Below are 17,026 nucleotides of genomic sequence, written 5' to 3'. Positions count from 1 at the left end.
GCGCGTGGCCCTCAGGCCAGCAGCGTGAGCCCTGGTGGCAGCCCCTCCACCGCAACGGCGCCGTCGAGGCCCACGGTGACGGTGACGGCCGCCCCGGCGATCCGCAGCCCGCTGACCCGGAGCGGTCCGAACGGCATCGAAGCCGGCGGCCGCAGCGTCACCGTCCCGGCAGGGACGTCGACGCTGAGGCCGAGCGCCACCGTCAACATCGCGACAGCCGAGGCAGCAGCCCAGGCCTGGGGACGGCACGACGCCGGGTAGGGCGCCGGTAGCCCGAGCGGGCCGGCGTCCGCGAAGAGCTCGGGCAGGCGGTAGCCGACCGCCTCCCCCAGGTCGACCATCCGCGAGACGACCTGTCCCGCAAGGTCGCCGCGGCCCTCGCGGGTGAGGCCGAGCGCGCAGATCGCGGTGTCGTGCACCCAGACCGAGCCGGTGTGGTAGCCGATCGGGTTGAAGCCTCCGTTGTCTGTGGCGAGGGTCGCGATGCCGTAGCGGCCCAGCATGGTCGGGCCGGTGAGGACGCCGGCGACCTGCTCGGCCTCGACCGGCTCGAGGACTCCGGTGCCGAGCACGTGACCCATGTTGGACCCGACGCCGTCGACCGGTTCGCCACGGCCGTCGATCGCCATGGCAAGCAGGCGCCGCCCGTCGACATCGACCCAGAAGCGGTCGCGAATCCGTGCGGCGAGTGAGTCCCCCCACGCCACAAGGGAGTCCGCGAGCTCCGCGTCGTCGTCGGCACCCACCGCGCGCAGCAGCACGGCCGCCGCACGGGCGGCCTCCACGGCATACGCCTGCGCCTCCACGAGCGCGATGGGCGCATCGGCGACCCGCCCGTCACGGAAGCGCATGGAGTCGCCGGAGTCCTTCCAGCCCTGGTTGACGAGCCCATGGCCGCTCTCGTCGACGTACTTGACCAGGCCGTCGGCGTCGGGGGCGGCGAGCTCCGTGAGCCACCGCCCAGCGGCCCGAAGGGCCGGGACCAGGTCGCGCACCTCCGCCTCCGGCAGGCCCCACCTCCAGGCGTCGTGGAGCAGTGAGATCCACAGTGCCGTCGCGTCGACGGTGCCGTAGTACACAGGCGGCAGGGCAAAGCCCACGGCGTCGTCGACGTATGCCGTCCGGCGCAGCTCGTGGGGAATCTTGCCCGGCGCTTCGGCCGTGTCGACGTCGACGCGGACGCCCTGCCGCCTGGCGAGGGCTCGGAGCGTGCCTCCGGCGAGCTCGGTGCCCAACGGCAGCGCCATGCGTGCCGCCCAGATCGAGTCGCGCCCGAAAAGCGTGAGATACCAAGGGGTTCCGGCGCCAACGAAGATGTCGTCCGGGTTGCTCGGGTCGGTGAGGAGCAGGCTGCGCAGATCGGCGAGCGACGTCGCGACGACCTTTCCGAGCCGCGGATCACCCGCGTCGACCCGGACGGCGTCGTCCCAATGGACCGTGCGCGAGCCGGCTTCGGCGGGGAACTCCGACGGCTCCGTGCGGTGCGCGGTCACGGTCAGGCCGACCTCGGCCGGCTGCCCGGGACGAAGGTCGAGGGAGTAGGTGGCCACGAGCCGCCCCGGTGTGAGCTCGACCCGGTCCGGGACGGTCGTGAACGCCGCGTGGCCCGCGAGGCGGCTGGTCCGCCAGCTCGCGGAGCTCCTCCCCACGAGCGTCAGGTCGACGGGCGGTGGTGCGGCCACACCCGCCTTGACCCGCCCGATGTCGGCGCCGTCGGCGGCCAGCGTCACGGTGAGGTCGGCATGCACCGGGCCGCTCGCGCGGGAGACGACCACGACCCGCTCGGTCAGCTCGTTGCCGCTGACGCGCCGGACGCGGTGGACCTCGACGGTCGGGTCCGGGCCGGTGTCGCCGAGGTGCCGCGCCGAGGCGAGGAACTCGCTGCGGGAGCCGCGGCTGGCGCCCGCAACGTGGAGGAGATCGCCCTCGCCCAGTGCCACGACGAGGACCGACAGGACCCGCTCGTCGTCGACGAAGAAACCCTGCGCGCCGTCGGCACGAATCGACCCGTCGGCGTCGCTCAGCACCGTCCCGTTGCCGTCGACGCAGATGGCGAGGTCATGCAGCCAGGGCTGGTAGGCCCGCGGCTCACGCTCGTGTCCCGAGTCGTGAACCGAGCCGGGCTCCGTCTCCGGGCCGGTCTCTGGGCTCACGTCACGGCTGGTCCCGGCCGTGTCCTGGTGCATGTCGTCTCCCTCGTCCGAGCTGCCGCTACGGTGCTGCTCCCCCAAGAGCCGCGGCCGAGTGGACTCGGTCAGGACGCGGTTCGGGCACGATCCGAGCCCTTCAGGGTGCCTGCCCTTGACAGGCTCGGTGTCGAGGCAACAGTATCCGCATGTGCGTATGAACGTTCAAATATGGCGATTTGAACGTTCCACTCCGAGAGTCAGGCGTCAAGGGTGACTTCCGAACCTCCCGCGAACCAGCGGGTCACGATCAACGACGTGGCGACCGCCGCCGCCGTGTCGCGCCAGACCGTGAGCAATGCGGTCAACGCGCCCGACAAGGTGGCGCCCACCACGCTCAAGCGGGTCCTCGCGGAGATCGAGCGCCTCGGCTTCCGCCCCAGCCGGGCGGCGAAGAACCTGAAGCAGGAGCGTGCCGGCGCCGTCGGGATCGAGCTCAACTCGCTCGGGTTCGGCCGCCTCGGCGCGGTCCTCGACACCTTCCTCGTCGAGCTGACGACCCGGTCTCGTCTGCACGACGCGTACATCGTCCCGTTCACCGCAAAGAACCCGGCCAACCCCCTCGCCGCCTACGAGGACCTCGTCGCGAGCCGGATCGCCGACGGGTTCGTGCTCACCGACACCAGGCATGACGACCCGCGCCCCGCCTGGCTCGCGCAGCGTCGCATCCCCTTCGCTGCCTTCGGGCGAGTGTGGGACGACCCCGGCGTCACGACGTGGGTCGACGTCGACGGCGCCGCCGGTGTCGAGGCTGCCGTGCGCCACCTCGTGGAAGGTGGCTTCGAGCGCATCGGGTGGCTCGGCTGGCCGGTCGGCTCCCCGGTCGGGGACGACCGCCAGTCGGGCTGGGCACGCACCACCGAGCTGCTGGGTGTGGCGCACCCCGAGTGGCAGTCTCACGCCGAACAGCAGCTCGACGCTGCCGCTGCTGCGGCAGCCCCCCTCATCGATGCCCTGGGTCGCGGCGGTGCCCTGGTCTGCGCGTCCGACGCGCTCGCCGTCGGCGCGTGGAAGGTCCTCCTCGAGCGTGGACTCAACCCGGGCACCGACTTCGGCCTCGTCGGCTTCGACGACACCGACCTCGCTCCCGCCATCGGGCTGACCACGCTGCGCCAGCCCTTGGCGGACGTCGCCGACACCGTCCTTCACATGCTCGGGTCGGGTACGTCGACCCAGGCTGCGTCGACCCACGGCGTCCTACTCACCCCCCAGCTGGTCGTCCGGGCCAGCTCAACCCCCGCGGGCGACCGCAACTCCCACCCGAAAGAGAAGTGACATGAGAGCACCCACATCACGCGGAGTCGCCGCGCTTGCCGTCGCAGCCGCCGGAAGCCTTGTCCTCGCAGCCTGTGGTGGCGGCGGGTTCAGCGGCGGTGGCCAGACCGCCGCGCAGAACACCTCGAAAGGTCCGGTCAAGCTGACCGTCATGATCGGCAGCTCCGGCGACGCGGAGACGAACGCGGTCAAGGAGGCCACGCAGGCCTGGGCCACGAAGACCGGCAACACCGTCGAGGTCATCGCGGCGTCGGACCTCGGCCAGCAGCTCGGCCAGGCCTTCGCGTCGACGAGCCCGCCCGACGTCTTCTACACCGACGCGTCGAAGGTCGGCACCTTCGCCAAGGCCGGCAACCTCTACGCCTACGGTGACCAGGTCAAGGACGCCGGCTTCCTGCCCGCCCTCGTCGATGCCTTCACCTACGACGGCAAGTTCTACTGCGCCCCGAAGGACTACTCGACCCTTGCCCTCCAGATCAACCCCGACCTGTGGTCCAAGGCGGGACTGACCGATGCCGACATCCCCAAGGACTGGGCCGGGCTGGAGGCGGTCGCGAAGAAGCTGACCTCGGGCAACGTCACCGGCCTCGTCATCGGCAACGACATCAACCGCGGCGGCGCCTTCATCAAGCAGGCCGGAGGCTGGATCGTGTCGCCCGACGGCAAGACGATGACGGCTACGAGCGACCCTGCCAAGGCCGGCCTGGCCGAGGTCCAGAAGATGATGAAGGACGGCTCCCTCAAGTTCATGACCGACACCAAGCCGGCGACCGGCTGGGGTGGCGAAGCGCTCGGCAAGGGCGTCGCGGCCATGACGATCGAGGGCAACTGGATCAGCGGGGCGAAGAAGGACTTCCCCAACCTCAAGTACAAGACCGTCGAGCTGCCTGCGGGCCCGGGCGGCAAGGGAACGCTGCTGTTCAGCAACTGCTGGGGCATCGCAGCCAAGTCGCCGAACCAGGGCCAGGCCGTCGATCTCGTGAAGTCGCTCATCTCGACCGACCAGCAGATGAAGTTCGCCGACGCCTTCGGCGTCATGCCTTCGACGCAGGAGGGAGCGACCCAGTTCGCCTCCAAGTACCCTGACTCGGCGGCGTTCGTCGCCGGCGGCCAGTACGCCCAGCCCCCGGTGAACCTCCCGGGCTTCGACGAGGTCATGTCCAAGTTCAACTCGCAGCTCGCGACGATGGGCAAGGGCGGCGACCCGAACGCCTGGCTCGAGGAGCTTCAGAAGAACGGCACCGCCGCCATCGCCAGCAACGGCTGATCCCGGCCGCCCCCGGCCGCCCCAAGCCCCCACGGCCGCCGCACCTCGGCCACACGACCAACCCTCCCCCGGGGCGGGTGGCGCCCCACCCCCAGCGAGCCCGGCTCGCTGGGCGCCACCCGCCCCACCCTTCGCGACGCCAGGCGTCGCCACCCAGCTGCGGAAGGAGCGAGCGATGCCCATCACGCGAAGGCGGGCCAGCGGCATACGGGGCCGCGAACGGCCTGGCAGGAGAACGCGAGGAGGCATCCGCGGACGCGAAGGTGCGGCCGGCTGGCTGTTCGTGTCTCCCATGATCGTCATCCTGGGGCTGTTCCTGGCGCTCCCGGTCATCATGGCGTTCTGGGTCAGCCTGACGAGCTGGCAGGGCAACACCGACCCGATCACCGGGTCGCCGTTCGTGGGCGTGCAGAACTACAGCGACCTGTTCACCCGTGACGGGCTCACCCGCAGCAACTTCATGCAGTCGCTCGGCAACACGTTCTACTACGTCCTCCTCGTCGTGCCGCTGCAGACCGCCCTGGCCCTGACGCTCGCCCTGCTCGTCAACACGAAGGTGCTCAAGGGCCGCGGCTTCTTCCGCACCGCCTTCTACTTCCCGTCGGTGACCAGCTCCATCGCGATCGCGACGGTGTTCCTCTTCCTCTTCTCCAGCACCGGAGTGGTCAACGCCTTCCTCGGGCTCTTCGGCATCGACGGCCCGCAGTGGTTCAGCGACGACCGGGGCCTGTTGCACCTGGGACTCGACGCGGTCGGCATCGACAACCCGTCCTGGGCGCAGGGCGACGTCCTCGGCCGGAGCGTCTGGGACTGGCTGTCGGGCCCGTCCGTGGCGATGTGCGTCATCATCATCCTCGTCGTCTGGACGACAGCGGGCACGTTCATGCTCATGTTCATCGCCGCCCTGCAGGGCCTGCCCGAGGACGTCGACGAGGCCGCCGCGCTGGACGGTGCGTCCGGCTGGCAGAAGCTGCGCTACGTCACCCTCCCGATGATCAAGCCGGCGCTCTTCCTCGTCATCACCCTCGGGCTCATCGGCACCTGGCAGGTCTTCGACCAGATCTACGTCATGGGCAAGGGCGCCCCGTCCGGAACGACCCTCAGCCCGGCATACCTCTCGTACCAGCAGAGCTTCGGCAACTTCAAGTACGGGTCGGGCGCCGCCATGGCGTTCGTCGTCTTCCTCATCATCGTGGTCATGACGCGGATCCAGCGCCACGTGCTGACCGACAAGGACGAACGCCGCTCCCTGTTCCGACTCGGAGGCCGCAAGTGAACCGCTCCAGCCCGGCCAGGACCATCGCGCTCTACGCAGTGCTGGCACTGTTCGCGCTGCTGTTCATCTACCCGTTCCTCATCCAGATCGCCACGTCGTTCAAGACCGACCCCGACGCGACGGCCAACCCGCTCTCGCTCGTGCCCAACCCCTTCGACCTCTCGACGTGGAAGCGGATGCTCGGCCTCAGCGACGACTCCGCCGTCCCGGTGACCACCTGGGCGAGGAACTCCGTCCTCGTCACGCTCGTCGTGACGCTGTGCCGCGTCTTCTTCGACTCGCTCGCGGGCTACGCCCTCTCCCGGCTGCGCTTCCGTGGGCGCGCGGCGCTGTTCGCCGGCCTGCTGGCGATCATGTCGGTGCCCGGAGTCGCGCTGCTGATCCCGAAGTTCCTCATGGTCAACTACCTCGGCATCTACGACACGTATGCCGGCATGATCCTGCCGCTCATCATCGACGCGGCCGGCATCTTCATCATGAAACAGTTCTTCGACTCGGTGCCCGTCTCGATCGAGGAGGCGGCGCGCATGGACGGGGCGAGCATCTTCCGAACCTTCTGGTCGGTCGTGCTGCCGATGGCCAAGCCCGCGCTGATCACCCTGACGATCCTGTCGTTCCAGGGGTCGTGGAACGAGTTCAGCCACTTCCTCGTGGTCACCCGGGGCACTCCCGAGCACCAGACGCTCGTCACGGGCCTGGCCAGCCTCGCGAGCGGGCAGCTCGGTGCCGGCAGTCAGTTCCCGCTCAAGCTCGGTATGGCACTGCTCACGACGATCCCCGTCGCGATCCTCTTCTTCACGCTCCAGCGCTACTTCGTGCGGGGCGCGAACGAAGGCAGCGTCAAGGGATGAGCCCCCACTGAGCATCCGCCGAACACGCACTGAGGGTTCGCTCGCCAGCGGCGACACGCCCGCTGGTTGGACCCACCGGACGTTTTGGAGTATTGGCCCCACATCAGCGACACTTGACCCCGGGTCTCTATCGACGCGCCGCATCCCTAACCCGCCCGGGGGCGACGCCGGCCGCGCGTCCGCGAAGGGTAGTCACGAGTGAAGTTGAGCATCCGTTCCGCCGCAGTCTCGGGGGTGGCCATCCTGGCCATGCTGGGCGTGACCGCCTGCAACGCGACGGCCACGGCCGACAACGGCAAACCGGGCGCCAGCTCGGTCGCCGACCCGGGCGGGAGCGACTCGCCGAGCGCGACCCCGACGACGTCGCCGGTCGTCTACAAGACGACGCCTGCAAACAAGGCCACCGACGTGCCGGTCGACACCCGCGTCACGGCCACGGCCGAGAAGGGCACGCTGACCAAGGCCTCGCTCTCCTACAAGAGCAAGAAGGGCAACACGATCAAGGTCGGCGGCGCCCTCGACAACGGCACGTGGACCGCCGGCGACCTGCTCGAGCCCGGTGTCAAGTACACGCTCGCCATGCAGGCGACGGACGCCGACGGCACGTCCACGCAGACCACCCAGACCTTCCGCACCGAGGACCTGACGCTCGACGACCAGGTGTACGTCACCCTCTCGCCGCGCGACGGCGGCACCGTCGGCATCGGTATGCCGGTCGTGGCCCGTTTCGACCTGCCAGTGGTCGACAAGGCGACCTTCGAGAAGCACATGCTCGTGACCACCCAGCCTGCCCAGCAGGGCTCGTGGTACTGGGTGTCGTCGCGTGAGGCCCACTGGCGCCCGAAGGCGTACTGGAAGGCCGGCACCAAGGTGCACGTCGAGGCCAACCTCAACGGCGTGCCCGCAGGGGGTGGCCGCTACGGCCAGCTGACCCGCACCTCCGACTTCACCATCGGCAGGTCGCTCATCGCCAAGGTCAACCTGAAGACCGACCAGATGGACGTCTACATCAACGGCAAGTTCACCAAGCGCATCCCGATCACCGGCGGGCGTCCGGGCTTCATCACGCGCTCGGGCGTCAAGGTCATCGTGGACAAGGTCACCAACATCACCATGCGCGCCGAGACGATCGGCCTCAAGGTAGGCGACCCCGGCTACTACCCGGACACCCCTGTCAAGTACGCCATGCGCGTGACCAACTCGGGTGAGTTCCTCCATTCGGCACCGTGGTCCGTTGCCGACCAGGGGCACCGCAACGTCAGCCACGGCTGCACCGGCATGAGCGACCCCAACGGCAAGTGGATGTACGACCACACCATGATCGGTGACGTCATCGTGACGACCGGGACCACCAGGCCGATGGAGCTGAGCAACGGCTACGGCGACTGGAACCTCAGCTGGTCCACGTGGACGGCAGGCTCGGCGCTCTGACCTGACGGTCCGAGGGGTCCGCTCAGTCGGCGCTTCGCTCGCCGAGCTCGGTCGCCGTCTCGACCGCGGCCCGCTGCACCGCGCGTGCGACGTCCGGCCGCGCGGTGGCCAGGCCACAGGCGGGCGTCACGACGACGTCCGCCAGGGAGGCCAGCGGCATACCGATGCGCCGCCACGCCTCGACGACGCGGTCGGCCAGGGCCTGCGCGCGCGTGAGTGAGCCGTCCGTGGGCACGGCGCCGGCATACAGCCGTATGCCGTCCTCGACCGCGACGGCGACCCCTTCCCAGCCGCGCGGGCGCAGCAGGGAGGTGTCGATGGACAGCCCTGCGGCACCGATCGATCGCAGCAGAGGCAGCGGAGGCTTGTCCGCGCAGCAGTGCACGATGGTCGAGCCGTCGTGCGCGTCGAGCACGGTGCGCAGCCCGGACGCGGCGACCTGCGGGTCGAGACTGGGCAGGCGCCCGAAGCCCGAGGCCGTGGGGAGCCGCCCGTCGAGCACCGTGGGCAGCGACGGCTCGTCGACCTGGAGCACGATCTCTGCCCCAGGGACGAGGCGGCTCACGGCGGCGACGTGGACGCGGATGCCCTCGGCCAGCGACTCCACGAGGTCGCGGCTGGCTCCCTCGTCGACGATGACCCGCTCCCCCCGCTGGAGCCAGACGTTCGCAGCGAGCGTCCACGGGCCGACCACCTGCAGCTTGAGCGGCCCGGTGTGTCCGTCGAACGCCTCCGCCAGCTCGTCCAGGTCCTCACGCAGCAGGGCCGCGGTCCGGGCGGCGTCCCGTCCGGGCCGGTCGACGAAGCGCCAGCCGACGGGCTGGAGGTCGACCGGGAGCTCGACGAGCAGGCCCGCCGAGCGACCGATCATGTCGGCTCCGGGGCCACGCGCGGGCAGCTCGGGCAGGTACGGCAGGTGGCCGTCGAGCAGCTCGTGCACCTGGCCCAGAGCGTCGCGGACTGATGTGCCGGGCCAGGAGCCGATGCCGGTCGCGAGAGTCACCGGCCCAGCCTAGGTGCACCTCCGGCTACGCTGGCGCGATGCCGCTGGAGCGTGCCGACTTCTCGAGCCCGGGCGACCTGCGGTCGATGCAGGAGATGTGCTCGCGGCTCTGGGCCCCGCGGTCGAGGTTCCACCCCGGCCAGCTCGCCTGGAGCCGCTACTCCCAGCCGGTCGACCCGGACCGGCCCGCCGAGGGTGAGGCGATCAGCCTGTGGCGCAGCGACGGCGTTGTCGTCGGGTTCGGCTGGGCCGAGGCACCGGACTGGCTCGAGCTGCAGGTCGACCCGGCCTTCCCCGGCGTGGCGGAGGCGGTCGTGGACTGGTTCGAGGAGCTCAGTGACGCGGAGACCCAGTCGGTCCACGTCATGGAGGGCGACGCGGCGGAGCCGGCGCTGGCAGCGGCCGGGTTCAGCCCGGAGCCCGAAGGCCCCTACTTCGACCACCATCTGCTCGACCTGGCCGACCTGGCCGACGTGACCATGCTCCCGTCCGGCGCCGGCTACCAGCTCCGCTCCGTGGACCCGTCCGAGGCGGCCGAACGGGCCGTCGTGCACGCCGAGTCGTGGGGCGACTTCGGACCGTCGCGGGTCAGCCCGGCGGCATACGCCCGGCTCATGACGGCCTGGCCCTACCGGCACGACCTCGACTGGGTCGCGATCGACCGAAGCGGTGCCATGGTGGCTTCGGCCCTGGCCTGGCTCGACCCGGCGACCTCGGTGTGCCTCGTCGAGCCGGTCGGCTGCGTGCCCGAGCATCGCGGCCGCGGCCTGGCCGCTTCGGTCACGCTCGCAGCGCTGCATCGGGCCCGGGAGGTGGGTGCCACCATCGCCCAGGTGACCCCGCGCGGCGACGACGCCTACCCCGGCCCCAGCCGCCTCTACCAGTCGCTGGGGTTCCGTCCCCGAGCGCGAACCGTCACGTGGACGCGCTCCCTGTCCTGACGGTGCCGCGCTCCAGCCGGCTCGCGGCGATCGTCGCGGACCCGACCACACGGGTGCCGTCGTAGAGCACGACGGACTGGCCCGGGGCGACGCCCCGGATGCGGGAGTCCAGGCGCACCTCGACCTTTGCAGTGGCGCCGTCACCATCGGCCCACGCCGTCGCGGGGAACTCGTCACCATGGGCGCGGACCTGAGCGCCGACCCGCACGACTCCCTCCGGTGCCGGCCCGCACCAGCGGGCGTGGTCGCCGGTCAGAGCGTCGACGCCGAGCAGGTCAGCCGTCCCGACGACCACCTGGTTCGAGCTCGGCCGCACCTCGACGACGTAGCGCGGCTGCCCGTCCGGAGCAGGTCGGTGCAGGCCCAGGCCCTTGCGCTGCCCGACCGTGTACGCGAAGGCACCGTCGTGACGCCCCACCACCTGGCCGTCCGTGTCGACGATCTCGCCGGGTGCCTCGCCGAGCTCGCGCGTCAGCCAGCCCCGGGTGTCACCGTCGGCGATGAAGCAGATGTCGTGGCTGTCCGGCTTCCTGGCGACGTAGAAGCCGCGCTCGGCGGCCTCCTCACGGATCTGCGGCTTGGTCGTGTCACCGAGCGGGAAGAACGACCGCGCCAGCTGCTCCTCGTCGAGGACGCCGAGCACGTAGCTCTGGTCCTTGGCCGCGTCGACCGCGCGGTGCAGCTCCCGGCGCACTCCCCCGGCACCGTCGGGCACCTGACGCACCTGGGCGTAGTGACCCGTCGCGACGGCGTCGAAACCGAGCGCGACGGCCTTGTCGAGGAGGGCGGCGAACTTGATCTTCTCGTTGCACCGCAAGCACGGGTTGGGCGTGCGCCCAGCGGCATACTCCCGCGTGAAGTCCTCGACCACATCACGCTTGAAGCGGGCAGCCATGTCCCAGACGTAGAACGGGATGCCGAGCACGTCGGCTACCCGGCGGGCGTCTCCGGCGTCCTCGATGGTGCAGCAGCCTCGGGCCGACTCGCGCAAGGTCGCCGCGCTCTGGCTCAGCGCGAGGTGCACGCCCACGACCTCGTGACCGGCGTCGACCATGCGGGCGGCGGCCACGGCAGAGTCGACGCCGCCGCTCATGGCGGCGACGACCCTCACGACGCGGTCACCTCGCGCGCCCGGCGTGCCCGCTCGATGGCGGCAGGCAGCGCGTCGATGAAGGCGTCGACGTCCTCGGGCGTCGACGTGTGGCCGAGCGTGACCCGAAGCGCACCGCGGGCGTCGCTCTCCGCGATGCCCATCGCGAGCAGCACATGGCTCGGCTGCGGCACCCCGGCCTGGCAGGCAGATCCGGTCGAGCAGGACACGCCCGCAGCGTCGAGCAGGTAGAGCAGCGAGTCGCCGTCGCAGCCCGGGACGAGCAGGTGGGCGTTGCCGGGCAGGCGCCGCGCGGCATCGCTGCGCTCCCAGAAACCCGTAGGTCGGATGTCGGGCGATATGGCCATGGCGCGCTCGATGAGGTCGTCGCGCAGCCCGACGAGGCGGCTCGCCTCGGAGGCCATCGACTCGAACGCGGCGGTCAGGGCCGTGGCGAAGCCGACGATGGCCGGGGCGTCGAGAGTGCCCGAGCGGACCTGGCGCTCCTGACCTCCGCCGTGTGTGAGCGGGACCAGACGCGCTGTGCGCCGGGCTACCAGTGCGCCCACCCCGATGGGGCCGCCGAGCTTGTGTGCGGTGACCGACATGAGGTCGGCCCCGCTCTGCGTGAAGTCGACCGGAAGGTGCCCGACCGCCTGCACCGCATCCGTGTGGAACGGCACGTCGAACTCGTGAGCAACCTCGGCGATGGCGCGGATGTCCTGGACCGTGCCCACCTCGTTGTTGGCCCACATGACCGACACCAGGGCGACCGACTCGGGGTCCTGCTCGATGGCGCGGCGCACCGTCTCCGGTTCGACCCGGCCCTCCGGGGTGCACTCCAGCCACGTCACCTTGGCGCCGTCGTGCGCGACGAGGAAGTCGACGCAGTCGAGCACGGCGTGGTGCTCCGTCGCGCCGACGAGCAGCCGCACGCGCGCCGGGTCGCGGTCGCGGCGAGCCCAGAAGGTGCCCTTGACCGCAAGGTTGTCGGACTCCGTGCCACCGGAGGTGAAGATGATCTCCGACGGGCGGGCACCGAGGCACTTGGCGATGTTCTCGCGCGACTCCTCGACGGCACGCCGGGCCGCTCGCCCCGTGCGGTGCAGCGACGACGGGTTGCCCACGATCGCCAGCTGCTTCGTCATGGCCGCGAGCGCAGCCGGAAGCATCGGCGTGGTCGCCGCGTGGTCGAGGTAGGCAGTCACCCACTGATTCTAGGGCGCTGAACGCACGTCCCTGGACTCCGCGGCGCCGCGGCGCCGAGGCGCCGAGGCGCCCGCACGCAGGGAGACCCTGCCCGTCGCGCCGGACGGACGGAGGCGCCGGGAAAGCCCCGGCGCCTCCGCTCGACCTACGCGGGCCTCGCGGCCCGCGCTCGGTCACCTCACGGGCTGACCGACTGGACCACGACATCTCCGGATCCGACGACCGAGCCCGTGCTGGTAGCCACCAGGACCTGGCCGATCAGCATCCGCCCCTGCGCCGGCACGGCGTTGGCGGTGACCTGGCCGGGAACCGTCCAGGCCGTCGCCGAGGGTCGCAGGGCGTTCGCGTCCGTGACGCTCACCGCGCCGAAGGCCGTGTTCGTGAACACGTCGACGTAGTTGTACGTCGTGGTGCCCGCCGGGACGGCGAAGCCGTCCACCAGGACCACCCACGCGCCGGCCGCCGGGTTGGCGATCGTCACGGACTCCTCGCTGTCGCCGTCGGCGCTCTGGCCGGCAAGGACGCAGGTCCCGGACGTGCAGTTGAACACGAACAGGTCGAGGTCTGCGGCCGGATCGGACGGTCCGCCGATGGTCGCCCGCAGCGACGAGCTGCCCGGAGCCACCGTCACGCCGTAGGTCTTCTGCTCATGGTTGGCGATCGTCTCGACGTTGCGGAACGCGCTGCCCAGGGTGCTTCCGACGAGCCTCCCGGTGAACGGGCCGAAGAGGTTCGTGGCCGTGTACGACCTGGCCACCGGGACCCCGACCGTCGCGGACGCGATGACGTCCGGGTTCGGCGAGACCAAGGCGCCGAGGATGGACGTCGTCAGCGTGTACGGCACGGCGTCGGCGTCCGAGGTGCGTCGGACCTCGACCGTGACCTCCCACACACCAGCCTGCGGGTTGGCGAGAGTCCGGCTGGTCGCCGGCCCGACGCCGCAGTTCTGCGAGCAGCCGGGCACCGGCGGGTTGTAGGCGTTCGGCGTCTGGTTACTGTCGATGCTCACGCCGTACGGGTGGACCCGCAGGAAGCGGATCTGGCCCGCGCCGCTGGCGGCGCCGCCACCGTCGAGGTCGACCTTGAAGGCCGGCACCCCAGCCGGGACGTTGACGAAGGTGCTCACCGTCCGGTTGCGGTAGGCGGTGCCCGCCGTCGTCAGGGTGTATCCGTCCGCTGCGGTGAACTGGCGGGCCGCGATGACGGTGTTGAGGGTCTGGGCCTCGACACCGGCGATCGTCGGGTCGTCGAGGTTGAGGATCGCCGAGTGTGCCCCCGGCGTTGCCGGGTTCACCGATACCGGGAAGGTCACCTTGGCGTTGAGCGGGAGTGCCACCGAGCCGGCCGAGGAGAAGGTCCCGTCGTTGCCGACCCAGGTGACGGCATACGTCTTGGTGCCTCCGCCACCACTCGTGCGCGTGAAGGTGTAGTTCCGGGTGAACGAGTCGCCCGCCTTGACGCCTTCGCGGTCGAAGATGCCCTGCCCGACCCCGGGGGTCGCGAGGAACCCACTGAGGACGGTGTTCACCGGGACCGACGAGGTGATGTCGACCGTCTTGGCGTTCGTCTTGAGCACGTCCCACGCGCTCGAGACGCTGACCAGGCCGTTGCCCTGCTCGTACGCGCCGTACCCCGCGATGAACCTGGCGCTCGAGTTCATCGCCTTGCGCAGCTGCTCGGGCTGGTGCTGGACGCCGGTCTGCTTGGCCGCGGACACCAGCAGCGCGGCGGCGCCGGCGGCCTGCGGCGAGGCCATCGAGGTGCCGTTGAACATCGCGTAGCCGACCGCGCACACGTAGGGCAGGCACTGCCCGGCCTGGCCCTGCCAGGTCGGGATCGTCGAGACGGCCGAGCCCGGCGCGATGACCTGTGGCTTGAAACCGCCGTCCTCACGCGGGCCGCGCGACGAGAACGGGTGCAGGCCCTCGGCCTGGCTGGAGTCAGAGCCGTAGTTGCTCTGCCACGTCTCGCGCGTGATGTACGACCCGACGCTCATGACCTTCGATGCCACAGCGGGGTCACCGATGGTGTTGACACCGGGCCCGTCGTTGCCCGCCGAGAAGAACATCTGGACGTTGCTCTGCGTGATGAGCTTGTCGTAGAGCGCGGCTCGCGCGTTGTTGCCGTCGTTGAGGGCGGGCAGTCCGCCGATCGACATGTTGATCACGTCGACGTTGGCCGTCTTGGCGGCGTAGATCATGCCTTCCAGGAGTGCATGGGACGTGCAGCCTGCGATGAAGAGGCACACCCGGACGGAGACGATCTTGGCTCCCGGGGCCGCACCCGTCATCGCGCCACCGAACATGCCGTTCGCTGCCGTGATGCCTGCGACGTGAGACCCGTGGGCGGCCGAGACGATGCCGATGTTCACGGCCTTGTTCTTGCCGTCGGTCTGGACGACGAACGGCAGCTGTTCGACGACCGGCGTCGCGGGGTTGTCGGTGCCGAACGTCCCGACGTCGCGCGCCTGCTTGTAGTCGCGCATCGCGGGCTCGTCGGCGAAGGACGAGTTCTGGTTGCTGTCGACCCAGACAGTGCCGGCCTTGGCATCCCAGAGGACCGCGAAGACGCCCGAGGAGCCCGCCGGGTTGCCGTCCCGGTTCACGTCGTTCCCGAGCTCGCCGCCGAGCCGCGGGTCGCGCTCGTTGAAGACGCCGAAGCGGTATGCCGCCGTGCCGGGTGCCGTGTACGTGACGTCGCCGACGGTGAAGCTGCCGCCAGACACCTGGGTGTTCATGGCGATCCAGGTCGGGTCGTTGTCGTCGTTCACCCCGTTGGTGAAGGTCGGGGCGGTCATCGTCACCCAGTCGACGATCTTGCGCTCGCCGGTGGTGGTGGTCTGGAGGGCCGGGTTGCCGAGGTCGACACCCGAGTCGATGATGCCGATGGTCGTGCCGCGGCCGTCCCAGGTCGGGTGGGCCTGCACGAACTGTGCGGCGCCGGTGTCGCCGATGGGCATGTACGGGTTGACCAACGGCGTCGCCGGACCGGGTGCCGGCTGCGAGGTCGGGGGCACCTGGCCGTCGGGCCGCGGATCCTCGAGAGGGATCACCTCGTCGACGTCCACCGCCTCCACTCCGCCGACCGACGGGACGGCGGCGGCGCGATCGGTCGCGATCGTGACGCGAAGGTACCCGAGAGCGTCGTCGCGGTATCCGACCTGCCCACCGAGGGCAGCGATGGACGCGGCGGCCTTCGCGGTGGCCGTCGGGGTGGTCGAGACGATCAGGGTGACGGTCTTGGCGCCGTTGGCCTTCGCCTGGGCCACGAGCTCCCGGTCATGCTTGCCCAGCCCCTTGTCGCCCGGCCCTCCCGGGCCCGGGGCGGCCCCGGCCGACGAGGCGAGGGTTGCCAGGGCGATCGCTGCCGCTCCCGCGGCAGCCACGAGGCCGCGCATTCGAAACGTCGAGGTCATTGGCTTCCTTTCAGCGCTATGGAGCCCCCGCGGGCCTCCCTGCCCACTCCCAGCGTCGAGTGTGCTCGCCCTGGGAACTTCCTGAGAGCGAATCGCCGATAGTCGTCGGTGCGCCGACCGCGGAGCCGGTGCCGGTCCCCCATCGGCGGGGCCGCTCGACCTAAGATCGGGCCCATGAGCGGCAGGCACGAGAGCACGGGACGGAGCCGGTTGCGCGCGCCGGCTCTCCATCGCGCCATCGCGGCGCTCGCGTGCCCGGTCGTCGGCTACTTCGTCGTGCGCCTGCTGCTGCGCTACGTGCACACCCTGCCGGTGACGCCGACGTATGCCGTGTGCCTGGGGGTCGCGCTCGTGCTCGCCGTGCGCGCGTGGCGGGCCCGGATCGACCTCGGCACGAAGACCCTCAAGGTGCACAACACGCTCATCACCCGGCGGCTCGAGCGGCTGGACGTCAAGCGGGTCTCCGACACCGGGCGCATCGAGTGGCTGGCGGGTCAGCGGCGACCGATGCGCCTGCCCTCGGAGGCGCTGCACGGGCCGTGGTGGACGTTCGGCACCGGCCGCGCCAGCTACGCCTCCAACCGCGAGCGTCTCGCGTCCTGGCAGCGCACCTCGCCGCGGGTCGACGTCGAGGCCCCGCCGGCGGAGCCGGCCGCCTGACGCTCCACCCGACCTGATCGGTACGCGGTCTGCGGCACCGCCCATGCGGCATACCCGGCGTTGGGGCCACCAACCCGCGAAGGGCCCGCGGGCGGAGCCGGCCGCCTGAGCAGCCGCGCATGACAGAAGGCCGGCCCCCAGGAGGGGACCGGCCTTCGGAGGTTGGTCGCTGGTCAGCCCTTGGCGGCCTTGATCGCCTCGGTCGCCTGCGGCAGCACGTTGAACAGGTCGCCGACGACGCCGAAGTCGACGAGCTCGAAGATCGGGGCCTCGTTGTCCTTGTTGACCGCGACGATCGTCTTGGACGTCTGCATGCCCGCCCGGTGCTGGATCGCGCCCGAGATGCCGCATGCGACGTACAGCTGCGGGCTGACCTGCTTGCCGGTCTGGCCGACCTGCGAGGTGTGGGGGTACCACCCCGC

Annotated in this window: 13 protein-coding genes; 7 read left to right on the top strand and 6 right to left on the bottom strand. The window is 70.8% G+C overall.

The window, feature by feature from the left end:
- Window positions 1-11: 11 nt before the first annotated feature.
- Window positions 12-2,186, bottom strand: a complete 2,175-nt coding sequence (locus tag ACYVLP_RS09415) for a glycogen debranching N-terminal domain-containing protein (RefSeq protein WP_460627084.1) — start codon at window positions 2,184-2,186, stop codon at window positions 12-14.
- 213 nt (window positions 2,187-2,399) lie between these two features.
- On the opposite strand from ACYVLP_RS09415, the gene ACYVLP_RS09410 reads away from it, so the two are divergent.
- The 5 genes from ACYVLP_RS09410 (at window position 2,400) to ACYVLP_RS09390 (ending at window position 8,286) form a co-directional block, all read left to right on the top strand.
- A complete protein-coding gene (locus ACYVLP_RS09410; RefSeq protein ID WP_460627083.1) occupies window positions 2,400-3,461 on the top strand; it encodes a LacI family DNA-binding transcriptional regulator in 1,062 nt (353 codons plus the stop codon).
- Window position 3,462: 1 nt separating this feature from the next.
- On the top strand, window positions 3,463-4,728 hold the full coding sequence (locus tag ACYVLP_RS09405) for a sugar ABC transporter substrate-binding protein (protein WP_460627082.1): 1,266 nt from the start codon (window positions 3,463-3,465) through the stop codon (window positions 4,726-4,728).
- A 175-nt stretch (window positions 4,729-4,903) separates the two neighbouring features.
- Complete coding sequence (locus ACYVLP_RS09400; protein WP_460627081.1) at window positions 4,904-6,004, top strand: carbohydrate ABC transporter permease; 1,101 nt, start codon at window positions 4,904-4,906, stop codon at window positions 6,002-6,004.
- Window positions 6,001-6,855, top strand: coding sequence for a carbohydrate ABC transporter permease (locus tag ACYVLP_RS09395; protein ID WP_460627080.1), 855 nt, complete (start codon window positions 6,001-6,003; stop codon window positions 6,853-6,855). Before ACYVLP_RS09400 ends, ACYVLP_RS09395 begins: the two co-directional genes overlap by 4 nt.
- A 198-nt stretch (window positions 6,856-7,053) precedes the next feature.
- A complete protein-coding gene (locus ACYVLP_RS09390; protein WP_460627079.1) occupies window positions 7,054-8,286 on the top strand; it encodes a L,D-transpeptidase in 1,233 nt (410 codons plus the stop codon).
- A 22-nt stretch (window positions 8,287-8,308) separates the two neighbouring features.
- Here the strand turns inward: ACYVLP_RS09390 and ACYVLP_RS09385 are convergent, their stop codons facing one another.
- Window positions 8,309-9,289 (bottom strand): uroporphyrinogen decarboxylase/cobalamine-independent methonine synthase family protein, encoded by a 981-nt coding sequence (locus ACYVLP_RS09385; protein ID WP_460627078.1) that lies wholly within the window; start codon window positions 9,287-9,289, stop codon window positions 8,309-8,311.
- A gap of 38 nt (window positions 9,290-9,327) precedes the next feature.
- On the opposite strand from ACYVLP_RS09385, the gene ACYVLP_RS09380 reads away from it, so the two are divergent.
- Complete coding sequence (locus ACYVLP_RS09380) at window positions 9,328-10,230, top strand: GNAT family N-acetyltransferase (protein ID WP_460627077.1); 903 nt, start codon at window positions 9,328-9,330, stop codon at window positions 10,228-10,230.
- Here the strand turns inward: ACYVLP_RS09380 and mnmA are convergent.
- The 3 genes from mnmA to ACYVLP_RS09365 all read right to left on the bottom strand — a co-directional run bounded on the left by mnmA (window position 10,205) and on the right by ACYVLP_RS09365 (window position 15,944).
- Window positions 10,205-11,341, bottom strand: a complete 1,137-nt coding sequence (mnmA, locus tag ACYVLP_RS09375; protein WP_460627076.1) for a tRNA 2-thiouridine(34) synthase MnmA — start codon at window positions 11,339-11,341, stop codon at window positions 10,205-10,207. The genes ACYVLP_RS09380 and mnmA overlap by 26 nt on opposite strands.
- Complete coding sequence (locus tag ACYVLP_RS09370; RefSeq protein WP_460627075.1) at window positions 11,338-12,528, bottom strand: cysteine desulfurase family protein; 1,191 nt, start codon at window positions 12,526-12,528, stop codon at window positions 11,338-11,340. Before ACYVLP_RS09370 ends, mnmA begins: the two co-directional genes overlap by 4 nt.
- A 179-nt stretch (window positions 12,529-12,707) precedes the next feature.
- Window positions 12,708-15,944: a S8 family serine peptidase gene (locus ACYVLP_RS09365; RefSeq protein WP_460627074.1), complete on the bottom strand. Its 3,237-nt coding sequence runs from the start codon at window positions 15,942-15,944 to the stop codon at window positions 12,708-12,710.
- A 174-nt stretch (window positions 15,945-16,118) separates the two neighbouring features.
- Here ACYVLP_RS09365 and ACYVLP_RS09360 point away from each other — a divergent pair, with 174 nt between their 5' ends.
- A complete protein-coding gene (locus ACYVLP_RS09360; RefSeq protein ID WP_460627073.1) occupies window positions 16,119-16,604 on the top strand; it encodes a hypothetical protein in 486 nt (161 codons plus the stop codon).
- A 173-nt stretch (window positions 16,605-16,777) separates the two neighbouring features.
- Here ACYVLP_RS09360 and ACYVLP_RS09355 read toward each other — a convergent pair.
- Window positions 16,778-17,026 (bottom strand): electron transfer flavoprotein subunit alpha/FixB family protein (locus ACYVLP_RS09355; protein ID WP_460627072.1); only part of this gene is annotated, 249 nt, incomplete at its 5' end.

It is taken from the genome of Intrasporangium mesophilum (assembly GCF_054783095.1).
This window is presented reverse-complemented; position numbering and strand designations above follow the sequence as displayed.

Excerpts from the sequence above, each read along its gene's own strand:
- ACYVLP_RS09415 (WP_460627084.1), bottom strand. The coding sequence starts at position 2,186 with ATGCACCAGGACACGGCCGGGACCAGCCGTGACGTGAGCCCAGAGACC.
- ACYVLP_RS09405 (WP_460627082.1), top strand. The coding sequence starts at position 3,463 with ATGAGAGCACCCACATCACGCGGAGTCGCCGCGCTTGCCGTCGCAGCC.
- ACYVLP_RS09400 (WP_460627081.1), top strand. The coding sequence starts at position 4,904 with ATGCCCATCACGCGAAGGCGGGCCAGCGGCATACGGGGCCGCGAACGG.
- ACYVLP_RS09380 (WP_460627077.1), top strand. The coding sequence starts at position 9,328 with ATGCCGCTGGAGCGTGCCGACTTCTCGAGCCCGGGCGACCTGCGGTCG.
- ACYVLP_RS09365 (WP_460627074.1), bottom strand. The coding sequence starts at position 15,944 with ATGACCTCGACGTTTCGAATGCGCGGCCTCGTGGCTGCCGCGGGAGCG.
- ACYVLP_RS09360 (WP_460627073.1), top strand. The coding sequence starts at position 16,119 with ATGAGCGGCAGGCACGAGAGCACGGGACGGAGCCGGTTGCGCGCGCCG.